Raw genomic sequence first — 22,174 nt, 5'->3', positions numbered from 1 at the left:
CTATCCCTCCACCCGCATCGGCTCGGCCGGCCGGCTGACGACCAGGTCGTCGCGGTGCACCATTGCCGACCGCGCTTCGTAGCCGAGCACTGTCGCGATCTCGGCGGTCTTCAATCCTGCGATCCTTACGGCATCCGCCGCATCATAGGCAACCAGCCCGCGCGCGATCTCGCGGCCTTCCGGGCCGAGAATGGCGACCGTATCGCCTCGCGAGAAGCTGCCGGCAACCTGCTTCACGCCGGCCGGCAGCAGCGACTTGCCCGACAGCAGCGCACCCACCGCGCCGGCATCGACCACCAGCCGCCCGGCCGGTTCGAGCTGTCCGGCGATCCAGGTCTTGTAGCCCTTGACCGGACTGGCGCTCGGCCGGAAGAAAGTGGCGCGCTCGCCGCGGTCGATCGCCGACAGCGGGTTCAGCCGGCTGCCCAGCGTGATGACCATGGCCGTGCCGGCCGTGGTCGCGATCTTGCCGGCGTCGAGCTTGGTGCGCATGCCGCCGCGCGACAGTTCGGACGCCGCGCCGCCGGCCATGGCCTCGATCTCGGGCGTGATGCGGTCGACGACGGGGATGAACGCCGCCGAGGGGTCGAGCGCCGGCGGCGCCGTATAGAGCCCGTCTATGTCGGAAAGCAGCACCAGGAGGTCCGCGCCCATCATCGTGGCGACGCGGGCGGCGAGCCGGTCGTTGTCGCCGTAGCGGATCTCTGTCGTCGCCACCGTGTCGTTCTCGTTGATGACGGGAACGGCGCGCATTTTCAGGAGCGTCGATATCGTGGCGCGTGCGTTGAGATAGCGGCGCCGCTCTTCCGTGTCGCCGAGGGTCACCAGGACCTGGCCCGATTTCAGCCCCTTGCGCCCGAGTTCGTCCGACCACGCTCCGGCAAGTGCGATCTGTCCGACGGCGGCGGCGGCCTGGCTCTCCTCGAGCTTCAGCGCCCGCTTGCCGAGGCCAAGAATGGTGCGGCCGAGCGCGATAGCGCCCGAGGAGACGACAAGCACATCCGCCCCGGCTGATGTGAGCGCCTCCACATCGTCGACCAGCGAGGCCAGCCACTCGCGCTTGAGTCCGGTAGAGCGGTCGACCAGCAGGGCCGAGCCGATCTTGACCGTGATGCGGCGGTAGTTCTGGAGCGACTGCGTCATGAGTGCAGTCCAGTATTGTCGTCGCAGAAACACTCGAAAGTTCGCACCCTACGTTGCCCCCCTCTGTCCTGCCGGACATCTCCCCCACAAGGGGGGAGATCGGCTGTCATCGGCGAAGGCGTCCGTTCTGCAGCGTCGCAGATTGGCGAAAGGCAAGCGGCCGGCCGATCTCCCCCCTTGTGGGGGAGATGTCCGGCAGGACAGAGGGGGGCAACGTGGAGCGCCATCATCATTTCATTGCCTACCTTGCCCACCGCGCGTCCGGTTCGGCCGGCGCTTCGGCCTCCCTGGCTCCGTGGATCTCGCCCGCCAGCGTGCGCAGCACCGCTTCGACACCCTCGCCGGTGACGGCCGACAGCAGGAAGGGCGCGCGGCCGGCCGCGCGCTTCAGCGCCGCGACCTTCTTCTTGCGGGTGGCGGCGTCGAGCGTGTCGATCTGGCAAAGCGCGACGATCTCCGGTTTCTCGGCCAGTCCGTGGCCATAGGCTTCGAGTTCGCCGCGCACTGTCTTGTAGGCTTTCCCGGGATTTTCCTCCTGGGCGGAAACGAGGTGCAGCAGCACGCGTGTGCGCTCGACATGGCCGAGGAAGCGGTCGCCGATGCCCACGCCCTCATGCGCGCCCTCGATCAGGCCGGGAATGTCGGCGAGCACGAATTCGCGCGCGTCGATGCGCGCCACGCCGAGGCCGGGATGCAGCGTCGTGAAGGGATAGTCGGCGATCTTCGGCTTGGCCGCCGTCACCGCCGCCAGAAAGGTCGACTTGCCGGCGTTGGGCAAACCGACCAGGCCGGCATCGGCGATGAGCTTCAGGCGAAGCCAGATCGTGCGCTCGTCGCCCGGCAGGCCGGGATTGGCGCGGCGCGGCGCCTGGTTGGTCGACGTCTTGAAATGCTGGTTGCCGAAGCCGCCATTGCCGCCGGCCGCGAGGCGGAAACGCTGTCCGACCTCGGTGAGGTCGCAGATCAGCGTCTCGTTGTCTTCCTCGTAGATCTGCGTGCCGGCCGGCACTTTGAGCGTGACGTCCGCACCCTTGGCGCCGGTCCGGTTGCGGCCCATGCCGTGCACGCCGGTCTTGGCCCGGAAATGCTGCTGGTAGCGATAGTCGATCAGTGTGTTGAGCCCATCGACAGCCTCGGCCCAGACGTCGCCGCCACGACCACCGTCGCCACCGTCCGGCCCGCCGAACTCGATGAATTTCTCGCGGCGGAACGACACCGAGCCGGCGCCCCCGTCGCCGGAGCGGATGTAGACTTTTGCCTGATCGAGGAACTTCATCTTCTGGTCAATCTGCCGTGAAACGGCCCCTGCTCTAGACTATTTCCGCGCCGGATTGAACTGTCTTGCCGACAATGCTTCGCGCGGCAGCGCCAGGGCATCGGCCCGAAGGCGGGATCGATCCTCGAGCGACATGGTGCCCGGGTGGCTGAATGCCCTTGGCGCCTCCAAAGGACGCTCCTGGATTGCGACCGTTTGCCCCGAAGAAAGTCGCAGGCGACAGGTTGCCGCGAAGTACCCGGCGGCAACATTATCGGAACGCAAGTGCGGGAGAAGCATATGAAGCTGGTGAGCTACAATATCCAATACGGCATGGGCCGCGACGGCGTCTTCGACCCCGACCGGATCGCGGCAAGCGTGGCGGATGCCGACATCATCGCCCTGCAGGAGGTGTCGCGCGGGCTCGCCCAGAATGGCGGCGCCGATCTCGTCGCGTTGATGAAAGACCGCCTGCCCGGCCATTTCGCCGCATTCGCCGCGGCCATGGAAATCGACGGCGGTTCGTCGATCGTCGACGGACGCGCTGTGACGCGCCGCCGGCAGTTCGGCAACATGGTCCTCAGCCGCTGGCCGATCCTCGCCACGCGCAATCTTCTCCTGCCCCGCAGCCGCAGTTTCGACCGCGCCAACTTCCAGCGCGCGGCACTGGAGGCGCTGATCGTCACGCCGCTCGGGCCCCTCAGGATCTATGACGTGCATCTCGACCATATCAATCACGAGGAGCGGATGCTCCAGATCGCCGATCTCAAGAAACGGATCTTCGCCTATCCGATGGAAGGAGGCGCGATCACTGGTGCCGCCGAATATGGCGAAGAAGAGCTGCCGCATCCCGAGGATTTCGTGCTGCTCGGCGATTTCAACATGACGCCGGATTCACCGGAATATGGGCTGATGGCGGGCGAGGCCGACTATGCCGAGGGCCGGCGCATCGTGGCCCATCACCCCGTCGACGCCTCCCGTATCGAGGGCCCAAACGGCGAAGTGAGCTGGATCGACACGCAAAGGCCGGAGCGCCGCGGCCGCCTCGACTACTGCTTCGTCTCGGCCGACCTCGCCCACCGCATCAGCCGTTCCTGGATCGACGCGGAAGCACAGGGTTCGGATCATTTTCCGGTGTGGGTGGAGATGGGATAGAGCGAGTAGCGAATAGCCAATAGCGAATAGGGGAAGAAAGGTCTGCGGCCCATATCCGGTGCCAGCCTCTTTCCCTATTCGCTACTGGCTACTCGCTATTCGCTCCTTCTACAATTTCCCCCAACTCCTCAAACTCACCCACGTCTTCCGATCCAGCCGATAGCGTTCGACCGGCACCTGGCCGGCCACCAGCGAGTTGAGCATGCCCTGGCCGGCATACTGGAAGCCGCATTTGTGGATGACGCGCCGCGAGGCGGGATTGATGACGCGGCATGAGACGTGCAGTTCCGCGATGTTGGTCGCGCGGAAAGCGAGGTCGACCAGGGCATGCGCGGCTTCCGTCGCATAGCCGCGCTTCCAGTAGGGTTCGCCGATCCAGTATCCGATCTCGAGCCCGCGCTCGGTGGCGTTGAGGCCGGCGCAGCCGACGAAGGCGCCGGTGTCGGCGAGCGTCACGGCATAGACGCAGCCGGCCTTCCTCTGCCGGGACATGGCGATGAAGGCCCGCGCTTCGGCCTCGCCATAGGGATGGGGCATGCGCGACAGCATCTCCGCGACGCGCCGGTTGCCGGCGAGCTCGGCCAGTTCCTGGATGTCGTGGTCGTGCGGCGGCCGCAGCACCAGGCGCTCGGTGACCAGAACCGGGCAATCTATGGTGGTACTTTCGCCCTCGAAATCGTCGTCCGTTTCCTTGATCATCGCAATCTCCTCGATTTGCGTACCATCAATGGGCCTGGATGCAGTCGCATCCAGGCGGCCTCAGTCGCCGGCGCGGCCCATCCGGGCCGCTTGGCTTTCGCGCCAACGGGCGTGGGCCACGCAGTCGCGCGCTCCAACGGTCGAATGGTCGACCGTTGGTACAGTTCTGCTGACGCGTCAGGCTGCATGGGCCGCCGGCCGGACATGCGCATTGCCTTCGAAGGCGGCGCGCGTCAGCCGGGTCTTGACGATCGCGACCATCTCGTTGCGCGGGACCGACCAGGCATTGCCGCCGCCGCAGACGCTGAAGCCCAGCTTCTGCTGGACCCGCTGCGAGGCCGGATTGTCGACGAAGGCCGAGGACCTGACGGCTGCGATGTCGCGCGTGGCGAAGGCATGGCCGATCAGCGCGCGGGCGGCCTCGCTGACGAAGCCGCGGCCGTGCCAGGGTTCGGCAAGCCAGTAGCCGAGTTCCGGCTCCGGCCCGGCGCCCTCGATGGAGACGATGCCGATCAGCCGCTGGCGGTGGATGGTGTAGACCATCGCGTCCGGATCGTCGGCGAGGCCGGCGATCCACTCCTCGGCGTCGGCCTGGGCGTAGGGGAAAGGCACGCGGGCCAGCATGCGCGCAACGGCCCGGTTGGAAAGCCACAGCGCGATGTCCTCGGCATCGAACGCGATCGGCGGTCTCAGCGTCAGCCGCCTCGTAACCAGAATATGCATTGGCCGTCCTCCAGATGCGAAAAAGGGGAGATGGTTGCCCATCTCCCCTGATCCTTTTCCGGATTCTGCCGGACACCGGTTCCCGAGATGGGCGCCGGTGTTGTGGTGCGGGACCGGCTACTCCGCTGCTTCAGTAATCGGGTTTACCGACACGTAGGTTCGGCCGTTGGCTTTCTTACGGAAGGCCACCGCGCCGGCTTCGAGTGCAAAAAGCGTATGGTCCTTGCCAAGGCCGACATTGGTGCCGGGATGCCACTTGGTGCCACGTTGACGCACGAGGATGTTGCCGGCGAGCACCTTCTCGCCGCCGAACTTCTTCACGCCAAGACGCTTGGACTCGGAATCGCGACCGTTGCGCGACGAACCGCCAGCTTTCTTATGTGCCATCGGTGTTCTCCTTCAGTCCCGTTCTTACTCTGATTCCGCCGCGGCTGCAGCCTTTTTCGGCGCGGCCTTCCTGGCGGGCTTATTCTCGGCCTCGGCGGAAGCCTCGGCCACGTCTTCCTTCTTCGCCGCGGCCGCCTTGGAAGGCTTGGCCCCGCCGGTCAGGATCTCCGATATCCGGACCGCGGTGTGCAGTTGGCGGTTGCCACGGGCGCGGCGCGAATTCTGGCGACGGCGCTTCTTGAACGCGATCACCGTGCGCGCCTTGCCCTGCTCGACGACTTCGGCCGTGACGACGGCGCCGGCCACGAAGGGCGCGCCGATCTCGACATTGTCGCCTTCGCCGACGGCGAGGACTTCGACGAATTCCACGATGTCACCGGCATTGCCGGCGACCTTCTCGACCTTGAGCAGGTCGTTGGCGGCGACGCGATACTGCTTGCCGCCCGTTTTGATGACTGCGAACATTTCTTGCCTTTCGCTGTTCGGTCGGCCTTTGTGGTCCGCATGAAGCGGTCCGGCCGTCTTTTTGTCAGTCTGTTGCGGGTTCAAACGACATCCGGCGCGGAGAGACCCCACGCCGGATGCTGGCTGTCCCTAACGCGCCGATGACGCCAAGTCAAGGCAAAGGCTCGAAAATCGCTTCGATGGGGCCTTGCGGTGCGTGCGCCCACCCGTTATCTAGTGCGCCGCGCCGGCAACGGCGGACCACGCCCCGCGGAGAGGTGGCAGAGTGGTTGAATGCACCGCACTCGAAATGCGGCATACTCGCAAGGGTATCGGGGGTTCGAATCCCCCCCTCTCCGCCATCCTGCTTCGCGCTGCGCGCTTCGCAGGATTTGGCACACAGCTCTCATTCGAAGCAGGATGCCCTCCGAAGCTTCAGCGAAGGAGGGCTTATCGATAGCAGGATTGGCATCAGCCTTCTCCTGCTTCGCGCTGCGCGCTTCGTAGGATTTGGCACACAGCTCTCATTCGAAGCAGGATGCCCTCCGAAGCTTCAGCGAAGGAGGGCTTTTCGATAGCAGGATTGGCATCAGCCTTCATCCTGCTTCGCGCTGCGCGCTTCGCAGGATTTGGCAAACAGCTCCCATTCGAAGCAGGATGCCCTCCGAAGCTTCAGCGAAGGAGGGCGTCTATCTTATCGAGAGCCTCATCCTGCTTCGCGCTGCACGCTTCGCAGGATTTGGCGCCCCCGTTGATGCGCCCTCCGAAGCCTTACCGAAGGGGCGCGCTTCGCAGGATTTGGCACACAGCTCTCATTCGAAGCAGGATGCCCTCCGAAGCTTCAGCGAAGGAGGGCCGGACGGGATGAAGCCTCAAACGTCAGCCTGCTTCCCCTTTCGGGCCCTTGGTGTCACGGCCATGCCGAGAAACACGGTCATGGCCTGATTGAGGCGCACCATGTCCTCGTGATCGAGCCGCCCGACCTGAGCGCCCAGCCTGGCCTTGGGGACAGTGGTGATCTTGTCCACCATCAGGCGGCAGGTGGAGCGCAGGCCGTTGCGCTCGTTCGGCTCCACGACGAGGCGGAACAGCGGTGCTTCGGTCGGGTCGGTGGTAAAGGCGCAGAGCGTGATGGAGTCGGTGGCGTCGAAACTGTCGTCCTGCACGATGACGGCAGGGCGTGGCTTGCCCGCATAGTTCCTGCCCCCGGTGACGGTCCAGACCTCACCGCGCCTCATTCATCGCCCCAGTCGGACACGGCGTCGATGAAGGCTTGATCTTCGCGCGCGTAAGCGCTGGCAGCGACAGCCTGCGACTGGCGATGAGCTTGCGTCCGGAAGGAAGGTGAACGCACGTCCGGCACCCAGATCTGGATTGGACGCAGCCCCTGTGCGCGCAGCCGCTCGCGATGTTCGCGCACCTTCTCCCGAACAGGCTTGGACTTCGATGCCGACACTACCGGCCTCCGCAATTTCAGTTACATGTAACCTAGCATTTAGCGAAGGAGGGCGCTACGCAGGATTTGGCACACAGCTCCCATTCGAAGCAGGATGCCCTCCGAAGCCTCAGCGAAGGAGGGCTTATCCCATGCACTACGTCTACCTTATCGAGAGCCTCTCGGTGCAAGGCCAACGCTATGTCGGGCTGACCACCGATCTGAGGCGACGCCTCGAAGAGCACAATGCCGGCAAGTCCCTTCACACCTCGAAATTCAAGCCATGGCGCCTGACGACCTACATCGCTTTCGCGGATCAGGCCAAGGCGATCGCCTTCGAACGATATCTCAAATCCGGTTCGGGTCATGCCTCGCAAGCAGGCGCCTGTGGTAGGCCATCCTGCTTCGCGCTGACGCGCTACGCAGGATTTGGCACACAGCTCTCATTCGAAGCAGCATGCCCTCCGAAGCTTCAGCGAAGGAGGGCCAACCTTTCGATGAAGCGCCCCTTCCGGGCATGCCGCTCGCGGCATAGAAAACTACGACCGGCTGGACATCGAGACACAGCAGCTTCTGCCTCTCAAGCGGATCTATTGGCCGGCATGAGCCGGGGTGAGCCTACTCCCCCTCCGGCACCCTCAGGATCACCGTCTCATCAGGCCCGAACGCCCGGCCGTCCGGGGTGGTGATGTCGAGCTTCACGAGCGAGCCGGTCGCGCGCTCGACCAGTAGGGCCGTTCAAGGTTATTGCCGCCGCCCTCCGGCCGGGCCGCACAGCGGGTCGTTCCGCTCGTCGGCAAAGATCATGAGAAGGTCGGCGTTGGGGCAGAAGTGCTCCGCGTTTTTCGCAGCAGTCCCTGCCTCCAGCTCGCGGAAGCAGCGTCTCTTCGAACGGCATCGCATGCAGGCGATCTCGGCGTCGCGCAGCATCCTTGGATAGTCTTGCTCCAGCTCACCGCCATTGACGCGGAATGCCTCCATCATGCGGTACAAGCGCAGCTCCGACCCACCATTTCCCGCTGGCAGCCGGAACTCGCTTCTCCAGGCGCCGAGATCATCCGGCGTTTTCCTCGCAACCGGCCCGCGTCTGCCAGGGCCACTTCGATCATTTTCGGGGCATGAATAACGATGCCATGTGTCGCGCACGGCCTGGAAAAATGCTGCAAAGCCCTGCATTGGTTTCTCCTTCCAACTGCTCGAGCAACGCTCAAAACCGACCGCCCCATGCCCTCCCTTTGGGTGATCGCCGCGACGAACCCCAAATCGGCGCCGACGCGCCAGCTGTTCGTCCCTGCTTTCTGGCCCGCGGTATGAACGGCTGGTTCGCAGCGTAATCCGGGGAGCTGTTGGCGCCTTGACCAGGATCAAGGCCGCACAAGAGATAATCCGGAGCCTTCCTGCGGGAGGTCGGCGGTCTCACGCCATCCACGCGGGGCGCGTGGCTACCCCACCAATGGCCTGGCGGGCGTGGTCACCAGCGGCATCGGCAGCGTCGCCTTGGATCACTCGCGCCCTTCTTCGAGGTGACGGACGGTTGCGAGGCGCCTGACGGCGGTCGTCGCGAGGGCTTGCGCCCGCTCCCGGGCGGCCTGCGAAGGCAACGTCTCGCCGGCCTCGATGTAGAAGTCGACCAGCCATTCGCAGAGCGCATCCAATGAGCGCGGCGGCGGCAAGCCGACGGGCGCGGGATCCTGGAGCGGATCCGATGCGAGGTCGAGCGAAAGCTTGCGCGCCTCGAGGGCGAGAGCGCGATAGTCGCTTGCTCCCTGGTGCTCGTCGGCGCGCTGCTCCAGTTTCCGGCAGACCTCGAGCTCCAGTTCTGCCAGGTCATGGGGTTCGCGAACCGTCGCGCCTGCATGGCGGCCTGCGAAGAAGGCCTTTCGCCGCGCGCGCCTGAGCGTCTTGGCATGTTCCAGTTCCTCGCGCGCCATCCGTTCCGCGGCCTGCCGGATCTCCGGCGACGCATTCTGCGCGGCGACATAGGACCAGAAGGCGAAGGCGCGCTCCTCGTTGCGCACGGCAATGGCGAGCGAACGGTAGGCCTCCACCAGTTCGGGTGAGACAAGGCCGATGCCTTCGTCGTCGAAGACGCCCTCCGGCGCGGGGCCGGCGTGGAGGACCTCGGGCCGAAGGCCGATCTGTTTCGACCAGGCGGCCACCATATCCATGTGGCCGGTCTCCTCGGCAACCAGTTGCTCGAAGACATCGGCCAGTTCCGGGCGGCCGGCGGCGCGCATGCGTCCGGCAAGGCCGGCATAGCGGTCGGCGGAGTCCTTCTCCATCGCCATGGCAACGGCCAGAAGCTCCTCCATCGAACGGATGGGCCTCGACGGTTCGGATTTCAGACGCGGCATCGGATCGCTCCTCCGGTTCATGGCGACAGTACAGGCACCTTCACCGGACTTGTTTGCGCTCGATCAAAGAAGTGCGGGCCGAAACCGGCGACATGTTGCGCGGCAGGCCGCATTCGAATGGCCTGGAGAAAGGTGCAGATGCCCGCGCGCATTTCAATACGGCGGACCGGAGCGAGTGGTGCCTTCCGCATCATTGCGGAAACGCTTGCCGCCTGCCTGCGCCTTCTTGCGGCGCTTGCATGTCTCGCGGTCTGGACGGTGCCGGGCCACGCCGCCGGAAGCCTGCAGGATTTCCTCGCGAATGTCAGGCCGGACGAGCTGATCCAGGGTGCGGAAGCCTATGGCGAGATCGCGGGAAGCCCGCCATTGGCGCCGCTGCTGTCCGCGGGCAGGACGGTCGGCCACGCCTATCTCAATACGGACTACACAAGTGCCGTCGGTTATTCCGGCAAGCCGATCCACATCCTTGTCGGCATCGATCCGCAGGGCGTCATCCGCGGCATCAAGCTGGTCGAGCACAAGGAGCCGATCGTTCTCATCGGCATTCCGCAGGAAAAGGTCGTTGCGGGGCTGAACTCGCTGATCGGCAAGGATCTCGGACGCGTGGCCTCCGGCAAGGAGCAGCCTCCGCAGGTGGACATCGTCAGCGGCGCGACGGTGACGGTCCTGGTGATGGGCGACAGCGTGGTACGCTCGGCCGTGCGGCTGATCCGCAGCGGGCGCCTGGGAGGCACCGACGCGGCCGCTACGCCCACCCCCGCGGTCGCCGCTCGCACCGTCGACATGGCCGTGTCTGATGTCCGCGACTGGAACACACTGGTCGGCGACGGTTCGGTGCGCAGCCTTCGGCTAACCGTCGGCGAGGTGACCAGGGCCTTTGCCGACGCAGGCCTTGCCAAGGCGGCCGCACGGCCGGAGACAGGCAATCCCGACGACCCTTTCATCGAACTCTATGTCGCGCCGGTCAGCGTGCCCACCATCGGCCGCAGCCTGCTGGGCGATGCCGCCTATGAGAGGTTGCTGAAATCACTCAAGCCGGGCCGGCAGGCGATCCTGGTCGCCGGAGACGGCGCCTACTCCTTCAAGGGCTCGGGTTATGTCCGCGGCGGCATCTTCGACCGCATCGAGCTGCTCCAGGACGGGCAGGGCGTCCGCTTCCGTGACCGCAACCATACGCGCCTCGGCGATCTCGCGGCCGAGGGCGCGCCGCGCCTGCGCGAGATCGCGCTGTTCCAGGTGCCGGAAGAATTTGCGCTCGATCTTTCCGAGCCGTGGGATCTGCAGCTGCTCGTCCAGCGCAGCTACGGCGCGCGCGACAAGGCCACGCTGCCCTTCAATCTCGGCTACGCACTGCCGGCGCGCTACCTGAAGGCGATCCCGGCAGAGGTGTCGCAGGCAGTTCCCCAACCCGACGCGGCGAACGAGCCGTCGGAGCAGGGCTTCACGGATAGCGACCCATTGTGGGTGAAGATATGGAAGCTCAACACGGTCGAGATCGGCATCACCGTCGTTGCGCTGCTCGTGCTCACCGCCATCTTCTTCTTCCAGAACTGGCTGGTGCGCAGGCCGCGCCTGTTCGCATGGGTGCGGCGGGGCTACCTGCTGTTCACGCTGGTCTGGCTCGGCTGGTACGCCAATGCCCAGCTTTCCGTGGTCAACGTGCTGACCTTCACCAATTCGCTGATCACGGGCTTCAACTGGGAGTTCTTCCTCTCCGCCCCGCTGATCTTCATCCTGTGGGCGGCGGTGGCGGCCGGCCTGCTGTTCTGGGGCAGGGGTCCGTTCTGCGGCTGGCTCTGCCCGTTCGGCGCGCTGCAGGAGCTGACCAACAACCTGGCGCAATGGCTCAAGGTCCCGCAGGTCAAGCTGCCCTTCGGCCTGCATGAGCGGCTGTGGCCGGTCAAATACATCATCTTCCTCGGCCTCTTCGGCCTGTCGTTCTACTCCGTCGCCCTGGCCGAAACCTATGCGGAGGTAGAGCCGTTCAAGACGGCGATCATCCTGAAATTCGGCCGCGAATGGCCTTTCCTGATCTTCGCGCTGACGCTGCTGGCAGCCGGGCTCTTCATCGAGCGCTTCTATTGCCGCTATCTGTGCCCGCTGGGCGCCGCCCTCGCCATCCCCGGCCGCATCCGCATGTTCGAATGGCTCAAGCGCTATCCCGAATGCGGCTCGCCCTGCCAGCGCTGCGCCAAGGAGTGCCCCGTCGCGGCAATCCATCCCGAAGGGCAGATCAACGTCAACGAGTGCATCTACTGCATGCACTGCCAGGAACTTTATCACGACGATCATCGCTGCCCGCACATGATCCAGGTGCGGCTGAAGCGGGAGAAGTTCCAGGCGCTGTCCTCGCCTGTGACAAAGGCGCCGGCCACACGTGCCCCGGGCAAGGGACCCGCACGCCCGCCGGTCATCACGCACAAGGGCGTGCCGATCACGGCCGCGACAGCGACCACGGTTGCAACAGCGACCACGGTTGCGACAGCGACCACGGCCCCGAACAAAGACACCGAAGCAACAGGCTGACAGGCCAATCAGAAGGAGACGGACCATGTCGCAGGAAAATCAGGAACGCGATGAGCACGAACACAGGGCGATCCTCAGCAGGCGCCAATTGCTGGGAACGACGGCGGCGATCGCCGCGGCGGGAGCGGCCGGCGTCGGCACGGGCCTGTCGTTGACCGGAGGCCTCGTTTCGCCGGCCGCCGCGCAAGGTGCTGCCGGCGCGCAGCATGCCGAGGTCAAGCCCGGCGAGCTGGACGAATACTACGTGTTCTTCTCCAGCGGCCAGACGGGCGAGGTCCGCATCGTCGGCGCGCCCTCCATGCGCGAGCTGATGCGCATACCGGTCTTCAACCGGTGCAGCGCCACCGGCTGGGGCCAGACCAATGAAAGCCGCAAGGTGCTGACCGAAGGGCTGCTTCCCGAAACGCAGGAATTGCTGAAGGATCTCGGCGGCGTCTACCACAATGGCGACCTTCACCACCCGCATCCGTCGTTCACCGACGGCACCTATGACGGGCGCTATCTCTTCGTCAACGACAAGGCCAATACCCGCGTCGCCCGCATCCGGCTCGACGTGATGAAGTGCGACAAGATCATCCAGTTGCCGAACCAGCATACGGTCCACGGCCTGCGCGTGCAGAAGTACCCCAGGACGGGCTACGTGTTCTGCAACGGCGAGGACCGCGTGCCGATCCCCAATGACGGCAAGATCCTCGACGACAAGACCGGCTATCATTCGATCTTCACCGCCGTGGACGGCGAGACGATGAAGGTCGCCTGGCAGGTCATGGTGGACGGCAATCTCGACAATGTCGATGCCGACTACCAGGGCAAATATGCCTTCGCCACCTGCTACAATTCCGAGGAGGGCCTCAACCTCGCCGAGATGATGGCCAAGGAACAGGACTGGATCGTCATCTTCAACCTCCAGCGCATCGAGGAGGCGGTGAAGAAAGGCGACGTCAAGGAGATGGGCGGCGTGCCCGTCATCGACGGTCGCCATGGCTCTCCATACACGCGCTATGTGCCGGTGGCGAACAGCCCGCACGGCATCAACACCGCGCCCGATGGAATCCATGTGGTGGCCAACGGCAAGCTGTCACCCACCGTAACGGTGTTCGACGTGACCAGGTTCGACGATCTGTTCGACGACAAGATCGAGCCGCGCGACACTGTGGTGGCCGAGCCGGAACTGGGGCTCGGACCGTTGCACACGGCCTTCGATGGCCGCGGCAACGCCTACACCACCCTCTTCATCGACAGCCAGATCTGCAAATGGAGCATCGAAGACGCCAAGCGCTCCTTCGCCGGCGAGGCCGTCGATCCGATCCGCCAGAAGCTCGACGTCCACTATCAGCCGGGCCACAACCACAGCTCCATGGGCCAGACCAAGGATGCGGACGGCAAGTGGCTGATCTCGCTCAACAAGTTCTCCAAGGACCGCTACCTCAATGTCGGCCCGCTGAAGCCGGAGAACGATCAGCTGATCGACATTTCGGGCGACCAGATGGTGCTGATGCATGACGGTCCGAGCTTCGCCGAGCCGCATGACGCGACGCTCGTCCACCGCTCGAAGATCAATCCAGTCAATGTATGGGATCGCGCCGACCCGTTCTTCGAGGATGCCGTCAAGCAGGCCGCGGCGGACAATATCGACCTGATGATCGACAGCGAAGTCATCCGCGACGGCAACAAGGTGCGTGTCTACATGACCTCCTCGGCGCCGGCCTTCGGGCTGGAGAGCTTCAGCGTCAAGCAGGGCGACGAAGTCACCGTCTACATCACCAACATCGACGAGGTGGAGGACCTGACCCATGGTTTCGCCATCGTCAACTACGGCATCAACATGGAAGTCGCGCCCCAGGCCACGGCTTCGGTGACGTTCACTGCGAGCAAGCCCGGCGTCTACTGGTACTACTGCTCGTGGTTCTGCCATGCCATGCACATGGAGATGAAGGGCCGCATGTTCGTAGAGCCGCAGGGCGTCTAGGGCATGGTCCGTCCCCTTGACATAGCCACGATGGGAATGGCGGCGTTCATCGCCGCCGTTCCCCTGCGCCTGGCCGGCGCGGCTGAGATCGTCGTCCTGCCCGGCGCGCAACCCTTGCAGGCGGTGGTCGACGCCGCCGCCCCGGGAGACGTGGTGAGGCTGGCGGCCGGCGAGCATCCGGGGCCGGTGGTGATCGCCAGGCCGCTGACCCTCGAAGGCGAGCCGGGCGCAGTGCTCAAGGGCGGCGGTCATGGCAGCGTCGTCACCGTCGCGGCCGCGGATACGATCGTCCGCGGCCTTGCCATCGAAGGATCGGGCATGGATCTCGATGCCATGGATGCCGGGGTCTTCGCGACAGAGGCGGCATCGGGCGTGCTGATCGAGAACAACACGATATCAGGCAATCTCTACGGCATCTATCTGCATGGCGCGCGCGACGCGATCGCACGCAAGAACCGGATCGAAGGCCTGCGCGACGGGCGCACGAGCCGGTCCGGAAACGGCGTCTCCGTGTGGAACGCGCCCGGCGCGAAGGTCCTCGACAACGAGATCAGCTTCGGCCGCGACGGAATATTCGCCAACTCCAGCAAGCGCAACGAATTCAGGGGCAACGTCTTCCGCGACCTGCGCTTCGCCATCCACTACATGTACACCAACGACAGCGTGATCGCCGACAACAGCTCGTTCGGCAACATCGTCGGCTACGCGATCATGTACTCCAGCCGGCTCGAAGTGACCGACAACCTGTCAGATGGCGACCGCGACAACGGGCTGCTCTTCAACTACGCCAACGGCTCCGAGATCCGCGGCAATGTGGTGCGCGGCCGCCCGCAGCCGGCAGGCCGCTGGACCAGCAATGGACAGCGTGTCCGGGACCCCGACTTGCCGACCGCGAGCGGTGCCGAACGGCCGGCGCCGGCGCGACGCGGAATGCGCATCGGGCCGGAAAAATGCGTCTTCATCTACAACGCCAACAAGAACCATTTCAGCGGGAACCTCTTCGAAGGTTGCGAGATCGGCGTGCATTTCACCGCCGGCTCCGAGGGCAACGCCATGAGCGGCAACGCCTTCGTCCGCAATCGGAACCAGGTCAAATATGTCGGCACGCGCTCGCTCGACTGGTCGAGCGGCGGCCGCGGCAACTACTGGAGCGACAATCCCGCCTTCGACCTCGACGGCGACGGCATTGCCGACAACCCGTACCGGCCCAACGACATGATCGACAAGGTGCTGTGGGAGGCGCCGGCGGCGAAGGTGCTGGTCAACAGCCCGGCCGTGCAGGTTATCCGCTGGGCGCAGGCGCGCTTCCCGGCGGTTTTCCCGGGCGGCGTGGTCGACAGCCATCCCCTGATGAAGCCCGCCGGCGCGCGGGCAACGGAGCGGCCATGAGCCCCAATGTCGAACTGAAATCGGTCAGCCGGCACTTCGGCCGGCTCAAGGCGGTGGACGGCGTCTCCTTCTCCGCCGGCCCCGGCGAGGTGATCGCGCTCGTCGGGCACAACGGCGCCGGCAAGACCACGCTGATCAAGCTCATGCTCGGCCTGGCGCGACCCAGCGCCGGCTCCGTCTCTGTGCTCGGCGAGGATCCGGCCGCCGGCGACGCCGCCGTGCGCCGTCGCCTCGGATACCTGCCCGAGAACGTATCCTTCAATCCGGCCCTGACAGGCCGCGAGGTGCTGCGATTCTACGTCCAGCTGAAGGGTGGGAAGAGGCGCGCCGAAGACGCCCTCCTTGAGCAGCTCGGCCTCTCCCATGCGGCGGACCGCCGCGTCGGCACCTATTCCAAGGGCATGCGCCAGCGGCTGGGGCTCGCCCAGGCCATGATCGGCACGCCGGCGGTGCTGCTGCTGGACGAGCCGACAACGGGGCTCGATCCGGAACTGCGCCAGCAGTTCTACCGCATCCTGCGCGAGATGCAGTCATCGGGAGCAACCGTGCTCCTGTCGTCCCACGCGTTGAACGAGCTGGAAGGCAATGCCAGCCGCGTCGTCATCCTGAATGAGGGGCGCAAGATCGCCGACGGGTCGCTCGACGAACTGCGTCACATCGCGCGGCTGCCGACCAGGATCCGCCTGAAGGCGGCGGACGGCGGCGCAGAGCGGCTGAGGGCGTGGATGGGGTCCTCTCCCCGGCTGCGGCAGATCAACGGCCACATCGTCGAGATCGACGCCACGCCGGAGGACAAGGCCGCCTTCCTGCGCCGCACCGCCGGCGCGGACGCTCCCTTCGAGGACCTCGACATGGTGCCGCCCGGCCTCGACGAACTCTATGCCCATTTCCTCGCGGGGAGAGCGTCGACATGAAGACGATCCTGTTGCTGGCGTCCAAGGAGATCCGCGAGGCCCTGCGCAACCGATGGGTGCTCGCCGCCACGGCGCTGCTGGCCGTTCTCGCGCTCACCCTCGCCTTCCTTGGCAGCGCACCCACCGGCAGCGTGGGAGCAGGCGCTCTCGACGTGGTGGTGATCAGCCTCGCGAGCCTCACCATCTTCATCGTGCCGCTGATTGCGCTGCTCATCTCCCACGATGCCATCGTCGGCGAGATCGAGCGGGGCACGATGACGCTGCTTCTGAGCTATCCGGTCGGGCGGCGGCAGGTGCTCATCGGCAAGTTCCTGGGCCATATCGCGATACTCGCCTTCGCCACCTGTGTCGGCTATGGGCTCGCCGCGCTTGCCCTGCTGGCGGCCGGAAGGGCGGAGGGCGGAGGGTGGAATGCCTTCGCGGTGATGACGGCTTCCTCCGTCCTGCTCGGCGCCGTCTTCGTGGCCATCGGCTACCTGGTCAGCGCACAAGTGCGCAGCCGCGAGACCGCCGGCGGCATCGCCATCGGCATCTGGCTTGTCTTCGTCGTCATCTACGACATGGCGCTGCTCGGCGTGCTGGTCGCCGACCAGGGGCGCTTCGTCGCCGGTGGCGTGCTCGACGCATTGCTTTTGCTCAATCCCACCGACGCCTACCGGCTTCTCAATCTCACCGGCTCGGCCGACATCGCCGCCGCATCGGGCATGGCAGGCGTGGTCGAGCATGCCGCGCTGGGGCCGGGCGCACTGATTGCTGCGCTCGCGGCGTGGATTGCCGGGCCGATGGCGCTGGCGGCGCTCGTCTTTTCAAGGAGGGAGCTGTGATCCCACGATTTGCCATCATGATGCTGGCCGGGCTGCTTGCGCTCGGCGCATGCGAGCCGGAGACGGAGAACGCGCCGGCGCCATTCGCCATGACGGAGGATGCGATGGGCCGCTATTGCGGCATGAACGTGATCGAGCATCCCGGGCCGAAAGGCCAGATCATCCTCGCCAGATATGACGAGCCGATCTGGTTCTCCTCCGTCCGCGACACAATCGCCTTCACCCTCTTGCCGGAAGAACCCAAGGCCATAAGAGCCATATACGTCTCCGACATGGCCAGGGCGGCAAGTTGGGAGGACCCGGGGGCAGACAACTGGGTCGACGCCAGGCAGGCCTTCTTCGTCGTCGGCAGCGACCGTATCGGCGGCATGGGAACCGTCGAGGCGGTGCCCTTCTCGGACGAGCGGAAGGCAGCCGATTTCGCGAGGGACCATGGCGGCGAGGTCGTCCGCTTCGACGAGGTCCCCCGCGATTACATATTGGAACCGCAGGCGGCGGGCGACGAGGTGTCCACGATCGCCGGCGGCGAGGTCAATTGATACCAACAGTCGATGAGATCGACTGTTGGAGCGCGCGACCGCGCGCCGCGCCGGTTGGCGCGAAAGCCGCCGCTTCGGCCCGAAAATCGTCCTCGATTTTCGGAAAGCACGATGCGCCGACGCAAAGTGTTAGAGCGTCCTTTGCGCGTCCAAAAGACGCGCGGCGCTCTAATCGGCCCGGAGGGGCCGCGCCGGCGATTGAGGCCGCGTGGATGCGTCAGCATCCACGCCCACTGGATGTGCCAACATCCAGTGCCACTAGTATGAGAGGATCGCCATGAACTCCTGCATCTCACGCCGCCGCTTCATCGGCATCAGCGCGGCCGCCGCCGGCATGGCATTGCTTCCGTTTCGCGGCATGGCGGCACCGCAGGCGGTGACCTGGCAGGGTCAGGCCATGGGCGCTCAGGCTTCGCTCGTGATCCACCATCGCGACCGTGGGATGGCGTCGAGGCTGGTGGATGCGGTGGTCGCCGAGGTCAGACGGCTGGAGCGGATATTCAGCCTCTACCGGGAGGATTCCGATCTGACGCTTCTCAACCGGCAGCGGTTTGCCGTCGCGCCGGCACCGGAACTCGTTGATATACTGCAGGCATGCCGCGAGGTCTGGGCTCTCACGCAAGGGGCGTTCGATCCCACCGTGCAGCCGCTTTGGGACGCCTATCGAGCCCACTTCTCCGAACCGGGCGCTTCCGCTTCCGGACCGGCCGCCGGGATCGTTCGCGAGCGCCTCGGCCTGGTCGGCCTCGACAGGCTGGCCTGGTCTCGGGACCGGATCGAACTGCCGGTTCCCGGGTCGGCGCTGACGCTCAATGGCATCGCGCAGGGCTATGTCACCGATCGCGTGGTCGAAATGCTGAGGGCCGCAGGCATCGAGCGCTCCATGGTTGATATGGGCGAAAGCCGCGCGATCGGCACCGCGCCGGGCGGCAGGCCCTGGCGTGTCGGCATCGCCGTTCCCATGCGCCCGGATACCGTCGTCGACGTGCTGGACGTGGAAGACCGCGCCGTCGCGACGTCGAGCCCGTTCGGCTTTCGCTTCGATGAAGGCGGCAGGTTCAGCCACATCATCGATCCGCGCAGCGGCACGACGCCGCAGCGCTACGCGAGTGTCACGGTCGTCGCCGGCGAGGCGACGCTTGCCGACGCGCTGTCGACCGCCTTCAGCCTGATGGACGTGGACGGCATCACGTCGGTTGTCCGCGACAGGGCGGATGTCGAGGCACATCTTTTGTCGCATGACGGGCGGCTGACCCCTATCAGGTTCTGAATGAGGGCGAAGGCCCGCGTCGACGAGGCGACATTCACCACAAGTTTGCGCTGGCTCAAAGTCGACCGGCGGGACCGGCGGTAAAAGCCATGCAACGGCTCGGCCGTTGCAAAACGAAAGGCAAGAATATGAGACGCGCATTCATCGCCACGACGACAATAGCCGCCCTGCTGGCGGCCGGCACCGCCTATGCGGCCGACCATCAGGTCCAGATGCTCAACAAGGGTGAGCGTGGCGTCATGGTCTTCGAGCCGGAATACATCGAAGCCGCCCCGGGCGACACGGTGACCTTCGTTCCCACCGACAAGGGGCACGATGCTGCAAGCATCAAAGGCATGCTTCCAGAAGGAGCGCAGCCCTTCAAGGGTGAGATCGGCAAGCCCATAACCATCACCATCGACAAGGAAGGCGTCTACGGCGTCAAATGCGTGCCGCATTACGGCATGGGCATGGTGGCGCTGATCGTCGCCGGCAAGCCCGTGAACCTGGAAGAAGCCAGGAAGGTCAAGCAGCCCGGCAAGGCGAAGGCCGTGTTTGGCGATCTGCTTGCCAAGGTTCCAGCGGGTAGTTGAGCGCGCCAGGCTCGACCCTGCCGGGTGGCAATGCCGCCCGGCAGCCCTGATCACCAGCTGTTTCAACCTCCTTGCATCCAGGGCATCTGAGATGGCAATCCCGCGCACGAGGCCGGGCAACTATCCGGCAATCCTTTCCTACGGCTTCCGCCCCTTCTTCCTCCTGGGCGCGCTTTATGCCGGCGTCACGATCCTGTTCTGGCTGCCGCTGTTCTACGGGACGGTCGACACGGCGAGCCTGTTCGCTCCGGTGGACTGGCACATCCACGAAATGCTGTTCGGCTATGCCGGCGCGGTGATAACCGGCTTCCTCCTCACAGCCATCCCCAACTGGACGGGGCGCCTGCCGGTCCAGGGGGCGCCGCTGGTTATGCTCGTGCTGCTCTGGCTCGCCGGGCGATTCGCCATCTTCTTTTCGGCCACGATCGGCTGGACCGCCGCCATGGCCGTCGACGGCGCCTTCCTGATCGCGGTTGCCGGCGCGGCGGCCGTCGAGATCGCGGCGGGCCGCAACTGGCGCAACCTCAAGGTCCTGGCGCCGGTCTCGGTGCTGTTCGCCGCCAATCTCCTGTTCCATCTCGAGGCCCATTTCAACGGTGTCTCGGATATCAGCCGTCGCCTCGCCATCGGCGCCATCGTCCTGCTGATCATGATCATCGGCGGGCGCATCACGCCGAGCTTCACCCGCAACTGGCTCGTGCGCGCCAATCCCGGCCGTCTGCCGGTGCCCTTCTCGCGTTTCGATACCGCGACGATCCTCCTGTCCGCACTCGCGCTCACGGCCTGGACCGTCGTCCCCGATCACCCCGCCACAGGGACGGCGCTGGTCGCGGCCGCTCTTATCAACGCGGCAAGGCTGGCGCGATGGGCAGGCGACCGCACCGTCAGGGATCCGCTCGTCCTGGTCCTGCATCTGTCCTATGCCTTCGTTCCGATCGGCCTTTTGCTCACCGGCCTGGCCAGCATCTTCCCGCAGGCCGTGCCGGCCGCCGCCGGACTTCATGCCCTGGGTGTCGGGGCGATCGGATGCATGACGCTGAGCGTCATGGTGCGCGCCACGCTTGGCCACACCGGCCGGGAACTGCGCGCCGGCGCGGACGGATGCGCGATCTTTGCTGCTATCTTGGCTGCAGCCGTCCTGCGCATATATGCGGCCTTCCATCCCGGAGAGACGGCCTTGCTGCACCTGTCCGGCGCGGCCTGGGCGCTAGCCTTCCTGGGTTATGCCCTGCTCTTCGGCGGGATGCTGCTTCGACCACGCCTGCGGGTCGGGGAAGACGAGGGCCGGGACGTTCTTGCCCGACTGATGACGAAGCGGGCTTGATATCGCCGGTCGACAAGACCGACCGGCGGAGCGTCCGACCGCGTGGTCCACGCCTGCTGGTATCAGGCATCTCCGTCGCGCAAGCTCGGCGCGCGACATCGTTTGCTTTGCAATCGGGCGCGGCGGAGGTTACGGACATTCGGGAAGCTGGGGATTCCCGATATGAGCCGTCTCGACCGCTCGCTGATATCAGGCATGCCGTTGTTCCAGGGGCTGGGACCGGCCGAGCTCGACCGTATGGTGGGTCAAGCCCGTTCGCTGCGTGTCGCGAAAGGCCAGGCCGTGTTCGAATACGAGCAGGAGGCGCATTCCTTCTTCCTGCTGCTGGATGGCCATGTCCGTGTTGTCAAGATCACCCCGGACGGCCAGGAAGTCATCGTTCGTTACATAAGCCCCGGCGAGTTGATGGGCATCGCCCATGCCCTCGGCCGGACCACCTATCCGGCAAACGCCATTGCCGCGATCGACTGCGTGCTCCTGGCATGGCCCAGCCAGCTCTGGGCTGAGTTCGCCGCCACCTATCCCAGCTTCATCGCCAATGCGTACAAGACCGTCGGCGAGCGGTTGCAGGATGCTCATGCCCGCGTTGTCCAGATGTCGACCGAACAGGTGGACCAGCGCGTGGCGCACGCATTGCTCAAGCTGGTGAAGCAGACCGGGAAACAGACCGACGACGGCCTCCTGATCGACTTCCCGATCAGCCGGCAGGACATAGCGGAGATGACGGGGACGACGCTGCACACGGTGAGCCGCCTTCTCGCCGCATGGGAGGAAAAGGGACTGGTCAAGAGCGGCCGGCAGAAGGTGACGGTGGTCGAGCCGCATCGGCTGCTGATGCTCGCGGAAGGCCGCACGCCCAAGGCTTGACGAGCCGGTCGCTCAGGAAGAAACCGCACTTTCCAGTTCGCGGCGTAGTTCGACTTCATCCAGCCCGTGCTCTCGCGCAGCGTCCGGGATCGTGTGGAACGAGGCGATGGGGCAGCCGACGCACAGCATGCCGTGGCGAAGAAAGACACGGATGGTCGACGGCCATCTGCGCATCACCTCGTCCACGGTCATATCGTCACTGAAAAGGTCCATGATCGCCACCGCTACCGCATCGGCCCGAGAATCGTTTCGATCTTCGGAATGCACGATGCGTCGATTCAAGGTGTCGGAACGTCCGTTGCGCGTCCGAACGGACGCGCGGCGCTCCAACGGTAGCGAACATATCTAAGCGCTCAGCGGTGGACCTTCGTTGCGCAATGGCAAA

General features: G+C 65.4%; 23 protein-coding genes and 1 tRNA gene. 13 read left to right on the top strand and 11 right to left on the bottom strand.

The features are described 5' to 3' along the window. Together proB and obgE are read right to left on the bottom strand one after the other, a co-directional pair. The gene (gene proB, locus JN302_RS08420; RefSeq protein WP_202332577.1) at positions 1-1,143 is read right to left on the bottom strand and encodes a glutamate 5-kinase; all 1,143 of its coding nucleotides are present in this window, start codon (positions 1,141-1,143) and stop codon (positions 1-3) included. 241 nt (positions 1,144-1,384) lie between these two features. Beyond that, positions 1,385-2,419 (bottom strand): GTPase ObgE, encoded by a 1,035-nt coding sequence (gene obgE / locus JN302_RS08415; RefSeq protein ID WP_202311196.1) that lies wholly within the window; start codon positions 2,417-2,419, stop codon positions 1,385-1,387. A 279-nt stretch (positions 2,420-2,698) separates the two neighbouring features. Here obgE and JN302_RS08410 point away from each other — a divergent pair, with 279 nt between their 5' ends. Further along, on the top strand, positions 2,699-3,553 hold the full coding sequence (locus tag JN302_RS08410; RefSeq protein WP_202332576.1) for an endonuclease/exonuclease/phosphatase family protein: 855 nt from the start codon (positions 2,699-2,701) through the stop codon (positions 3,551-3,553). A gap of 108 nt (positions 3,554-3,661) precedes the next feature. Here the strand turns inward: JN302_RS08410 and JN302_RS08405 are convergent, their stop codons facing one another. The 4 genes from JN302_RS08405 to rplU form a co-directional block, all read right to left on the bottom strand. Next, entirely contained in the window at positions 3,662-4,252 is a 591-nt protein-coding gene (locus tag JN302_RS08405) for a GNAT family N-acetyltransferase (RefSeq protein WP_202311194.1), read from the bottom strand. A 177-nt stretch (positions 4,253-4,429) separates the two neighbouring features. Beyond that, positions 4,430-4,975, bottom strand: coding sequence for a GNAT family N-acetyltransferase (locus JN302_RS08400; protein ID WP_202332575.1), 546 nt, complete (start codon positions 4,973-4,975; stop codon positions 4,430-4,432). 117 nt (positions 4,976-5,092) lie between these two features. Beyond that, complete coding sequence (gene rpmA, locus JN302_RS08395; protein ID WP_202311192.1) at positions 5,093-5,362, bottom strand: 50S ribosomal protein L27; 270 nt, start codon at positions 5,360-5,362, stop codon at positions 5,093-5,095. 24 nt (positions 5,363-5,386) lie between these two features. After that, the gene (gene rplU, locus JN302_RS08390) at positions 5,387-5,827 is read right to left on the bottom strand and encodes a 50S ribosomal protein L21 (RefSeq protein ID WP_202332574.1); all 441 of its coding nucleotides are present in this window, start codon (positions 5,825-5,827) and stop codon (positions 5,387-5,389) included. A 251-nt stretch (positions 5,828-6,078) separates the two neighbouring features. Here rplU and JN302_RS08385 point away from each other — a divergent pair. After that, positions 6,079-6,168, top strand: a tRNA-Ser gene (locus tag JN302_RS08385). Positions 6,169-6,678: 510 nt separating this feature from the next. On the opposite strand, the gene JN302_RS08380 is transcribed toward JN302_RS08385, so the two are convergent. Both JN302_RS08380 and JN302_RS08375 read right to left on the bottom strand, forming a co-directional pair. Continuing rightward, positions 6,679-7,044 carry a type II toxin-antitoxin system PemK/MazF family toxin gene (locus JN302_RS08380; protein WP_202332573.1) on the bottom strand — a complete coding sequence of 122 codons (366 nt, stop codon included), beginning with the start codon at positions 7,042-7,044 and terminating at the stop codon, positions 6,679-6,681. Continuing rightward, the gene (locus tag JN302_RS08375) at positions 7,041-7,262 is read right to left on the bottom strand and encodes an antitoxin MazE family protein (protein WP_244846251.1); all 222 of its coding nucleotides are present in this window, start codon (positions 7,260-7,262) and stop codon (positions 7,041-7,043) included. The genes JN302_RS08380 and JN302_RS08375 overlap by 4 nt, the downstream gene beginning before the upstream one ends. Here JN302_RS08375 and JN302_RS39905 point away from each other — a divergent pair. Beyond that, the gene (locus JN302_RS39905; RefSeq protein WP_446720717.1) at positions 7,253-7,930 is read left to right on the top strand and encodes a GIY-YIG nuclease family protein; all 678 of its coding nucleotides are present in this window, start codon (positions 7,253-7,255) and stop codon (positions 7,928-7,930) included. The two genes, JN302_RS08375 and JN302_RS39905, sit on opposite strands and share 10 nt — an antisense overlap. Before the next feature lie 55 nt (positions 7,931-7,985). On the opposite strand, the gene JN302_RS08365 is transcribed toward JN302_RS39905, so the two are convergent. Together JN302_RS08365 and JN302_RS08360 are read right to left on the bottom strand one after the other, a co-directional pair. Then, on the bottom strand, positions 7,986-8,417 hold the full coding sequence (locus tag JN302_RS08365) for a hypothetical protein (RefSeq protein WP_202332570.1): 432 nt from the start codon (positions 8,415-8,417) through the stop codon (positions 7,986-7,988). A 326-nt stretch (positions 8,418-8,743) separates the two neighbouring features. Next, on the bottom strand, positions 8,744-9,595 hold the full coding sequence (locus tag JN302_RS08360) for a ferritin family protein (protein WP_202332569.1): 852 nt from the start codon (positions 9,593-9,595) through the stop codon (positions 8,744-8,746). Between the two features lie 138 nt (positions 9,596-9,733). Here JN302_RS08360 and JN302_RS08355 point away from each other — a divergent pair, with 138 nt between their 5' ends. The 10 genes from JN302_RS08355 (at position 9,734) to JN302_RS08310 (ending at position 21,789) form a co-directional block, all read left to right on the top strand. Next, positions 9,734-12,121 (top strand): NosR/NirI family protein, encoded by a 2,388-nt coding sequence (locus JN302_RS08355; protein WP_244846250.1) that lies wholly within the window; start codon positions 9,734-9,736, stop codon positions 12,119-12,121. Between the two features lie 25 nt (positions 12,122-12,146). Then, a complete protein-coding gene (gene nosZ / locus JN302_RS08350; RefSeq protein WP_202311175.1) occupies positions 12,147-14,090 on the top strand; it encodes a TAT-dependent nitrous-oxide reductase in 1,944 nt (647 codons plus the stop codon). Positions 14,091-14,093: 3 nt separating this feature from the next. Beyond that, entirely contained in the window at positions 14,094-15,479 is a 1,386-nt protein-coding gene (locus tag JN302_RS08345; RefSeq protein WP_202332567.1) for a nitrous oxide reductase family maturation protein NosD, read from the top strand. Beyond that, positions 15,476-16,393, top strand: a complete 918-nt coding sequence (locus JN302_RS08340) for an ABC transporter ATP-binding protein (RefSeq protein ID WP_202332566.1) — start codon at positions 15,476-15,478, stop codon at positions 16,391-16,393. Before JN302_RS08345 ends, JN302_RS08340 begins: the two co-directional genes overlap by 4 nt. After that, a complete protein-coding gene (locus tag JN302_RS08335) occupies positions 16,390-17,217 on the top strand; it encodes an ABC transporter permease (RefSeq protein ID WP_202332565.1) in 828 nt (275 codons plus the stop codon). Before JN302_RS08340 ends, JN302_RS08335 begins: the two co-directional genes overlap by 4 nt. A gap of 17 nt (positions 17,218-17,234) precedes the next feature. Then, on the top strand, positions 17,235-17,756 hold the full coding sequence (locus tag JN302_RS08330) for a nitrous oxide reductase accessory protein NosL (RefSeq protein ID WP_202334229.1): 522 nt from the start codon (positions 17,235-17,237) through the stop codon (positions 17,754-17,756). Between the two features lie 277 nt (positions 17,757-18,033). Further along, positions 18,034-19,026 carry an FAD:protein FMN transferase gene (locus tag JN302_RS08325; RefSeq protein ID WP_202332564.1) on the top strand — a complete coding sequence of 331 codons (993 nt, stop codon included), beginning with the start codon at positions 18,034-18,036 and terminating at the stop codon, positions 19,024-19,026. A 128-nt stretch (positions 19,027-19,154) separates the two neighbouring features. After that, positions 19,155-19,598 (top strand): pseudoazurin, encoded by a 444-nt coding sequence (locus tag JN302_RS08320; protein ID WP_202311165.1) that lies wholly within the window; start codon positions 19,155-19,157, stop codon positions 19,596-19,598. 91 nt (positions 19,599-19,689) lie between these two features. Beyond that, positions 19,690-20,922 (top strand): NnrS family protein, encoded by a 1,233-nt coding sequence (locus JN302_RS08315; RefSeq protein WP_202332563.1) that lies wholly within the window; start codon positions 19,690-19,692, stop codon positions 20,920-20,922. Positions 20,923-21,084: 162 nt separating this feature from the next. Beyond that, positions 21,085-21,789 (top strand): Crp/Fnr family transcriptional regulator, encoded by a 705-nt coding sequence (locus tag JN302_RS08310; RefSeq protein WP_202332562.1) that lies wholly within the window; start codon positions 21,085-21,087, stop codon positions 21,787-21,789. A 12-nt stretch (positions 21,790-21,801) separates the two neighbouring features. Here the strand turns inward: JN302_RS08310 and JN302_RS08305 are convergent, their stop codons facing one another. After that, complete coding sequence (locus tag JN302_RS08305; protein WP_446720716.1) at positions 21,802-22,071, bottom strand: DUF1858 domain-containing protein; 270 nt, start codon at positions 22,069-22,071, stop codon at positions 21,802-21,804. Positions 22,072-22,174 lie beyond the last annotated feature (103 nt).

The sequence above is a fragment of the Mesorhizobium sp. L-8-3 genome, assembly GCF_016756615.1.
Classification (GTDB): domain Bacteria; phylum Pseudomonadota; class Alphaproteobacteria; order Rhizobiales; family Rhizobiaceae.
Note: the sequence above shows the minus strand (reverse complement) of the source record. Positions and strands in the feature narration are given on the sequence as shown.

What these genes read in the sequence shown, in the direction of transcription:
- proB (WP_202332577.1), bottom strand. Translation starts at nt 1,143, where the DNA reads ATGACGCAGTCGCTCCAGAACTACCGCCGCATCACGGTCAAGATCGGC.
- obgE (WP_202311196.1), bottom strand. Translation starts at nt 2,419, where the DNA reads ATGAAGTTCCTCGATCAGGCAAAAGTCTACATCCGCTCCGGCGACGGG.
- JN302_RS08410 (WP_202332576.1), top strand. Translation starts at nt 2,699, where the DNA reads ATGAAGCTGGTGAGCTACAATATCCAATACGGCATGGGCCGCGACGGC.
- JN302_RS08405 (WP_202311194.1), bottom strand. Translation starts at nt 4,252, where the DNA reads ATGATCAAGGAAACGGACGACGATTTCGAGGGCGAAAGTACCACCATA.
- JN302_RS08400 (WP_202332575.1), bottom strand. Translation starts at nt 4,975, where the DNA reads ATGCATATTCTGGTTACGAGGCGGCTGACGCTGAGACCGCCGATCGCG.
- rpmA (WP_202311192.1), bottom strand. Translation starts at nt 5,362, where the DNA reads ATGGCACATAAGAAAGCTGGCGGTTCGTCGCGCAACGGTCGCGATTCC.
- rplU (WP_202332574.1), bottom strand. Translation starts at nt 5,827, where the DNA reads ATGTTCGCAGTCATCAAAACGGGCGGCAAGCAGTATCGCGTCGCCGCC.
- JN302_RS08380 (WP_202332573.1), bottom strand. Translation starts at nt 7,044, where the DNA reads ATGAGGCGCGGTGAGGTCTGGACCGTCACCGGGGGCAGGAACTATGCG.
- JN302_RS39905 (WP_446720717.1), top strand. Translation starts at nt 7,253, where the DNA reads ATGCCGACACTACCGGCCTCCGCAATTTCAGTTACATGTAACCTAGCA.
- JN302_RS08365 (WP_202332570.1), bottom strand. Translation starts at nt 8,417, where the DNA reads ATGCAGGGCTTTGCAGCATTTTTCCAGGCCGTGCGCGACACATGGCAT.
- JN302_RS08360 (WP_202332569.1), bottom strand. Translation starts at nt 9,595, where the DNA reads ATGCCGCGTCTGAAATCCGAACCGTCGAGGCCCATCCGTTCGATGGAG.
- JN302_RS08355 (WP_244846250.1), top strand. Translation starts at nt 9,734, where the DNA reads ATGCCCGCGCGCATTTCAATACGGCGGACCGGAGCGAGTGGTGCCTTC.
- nosZ (WP_202311175.1), top strand. Translation starts at nt 12,147, where the DNA reads ATGTCGCAGGAAAATCAGGAACGCGATGAGCACGAACACAGGGCGATC.
- JN302_RS08345 (WP_202332567.1), top strand. Translation starts at nt 14,094, where the DNA reads ATGGTCCGTCCCCTTGACATAGCCACGATGGGAATGGCGGCGTTCATC.
- JN302_RS08340 (WP_202332566.1), top strand. Translation starts at nt 15,476, where the DNA reads ATGAGCCCCAATGTCGAACTGAAATCGGTCAGCCGGCACTTCGGCCGG.
- JN302_RS08335 (WP_202332565.1), top strand. Translation starts at nt 16,390, where the DNA reads ATGAAGACGATCCTGTTGCTGGCGTCCAAGGAGATCCGCGAGGCCCTG.
- JN302_RS08330 (WP_202334229.1), top strand. Translation starts at nt 17,235, where the DNA reads ATGATGCTGGCCGGGCTGCTTGCGCTCGGCGCATGCGAGCCGGAGACG.
- JN302_RS08325 (WP_202332564.1), top strand. Translation starts at nt 18,034, where the DNA reads ATGAACTCCTGCATCTCACGCCGCCGCTTCATCGGCATCAGCGCGGCC.
- JN302_RS08320 (WP_202311165.1), top strand. Translation starts at nt 19,155, where the DNA reads ATGAGACGCGCATTCATCGCCACGACGACAATAGCCGCCCTGCTGGCG.
- JN302_RS08315 (WP_202332563.1), top strand. Translation starts at nt 19,690, where the DNA reads ATGGCAATCCCGCGCACGAGGCCGGGCAACTATCCGGCAATCCTTTCC.
- JN302_RS08310 (WP_202332562.1), top strand. Translation starts at nt 21,085, where the DNA reads ATGAGCCGTCTCGACCGCTCGCTGATATCAGGCATGCCGTTGTTCCAG.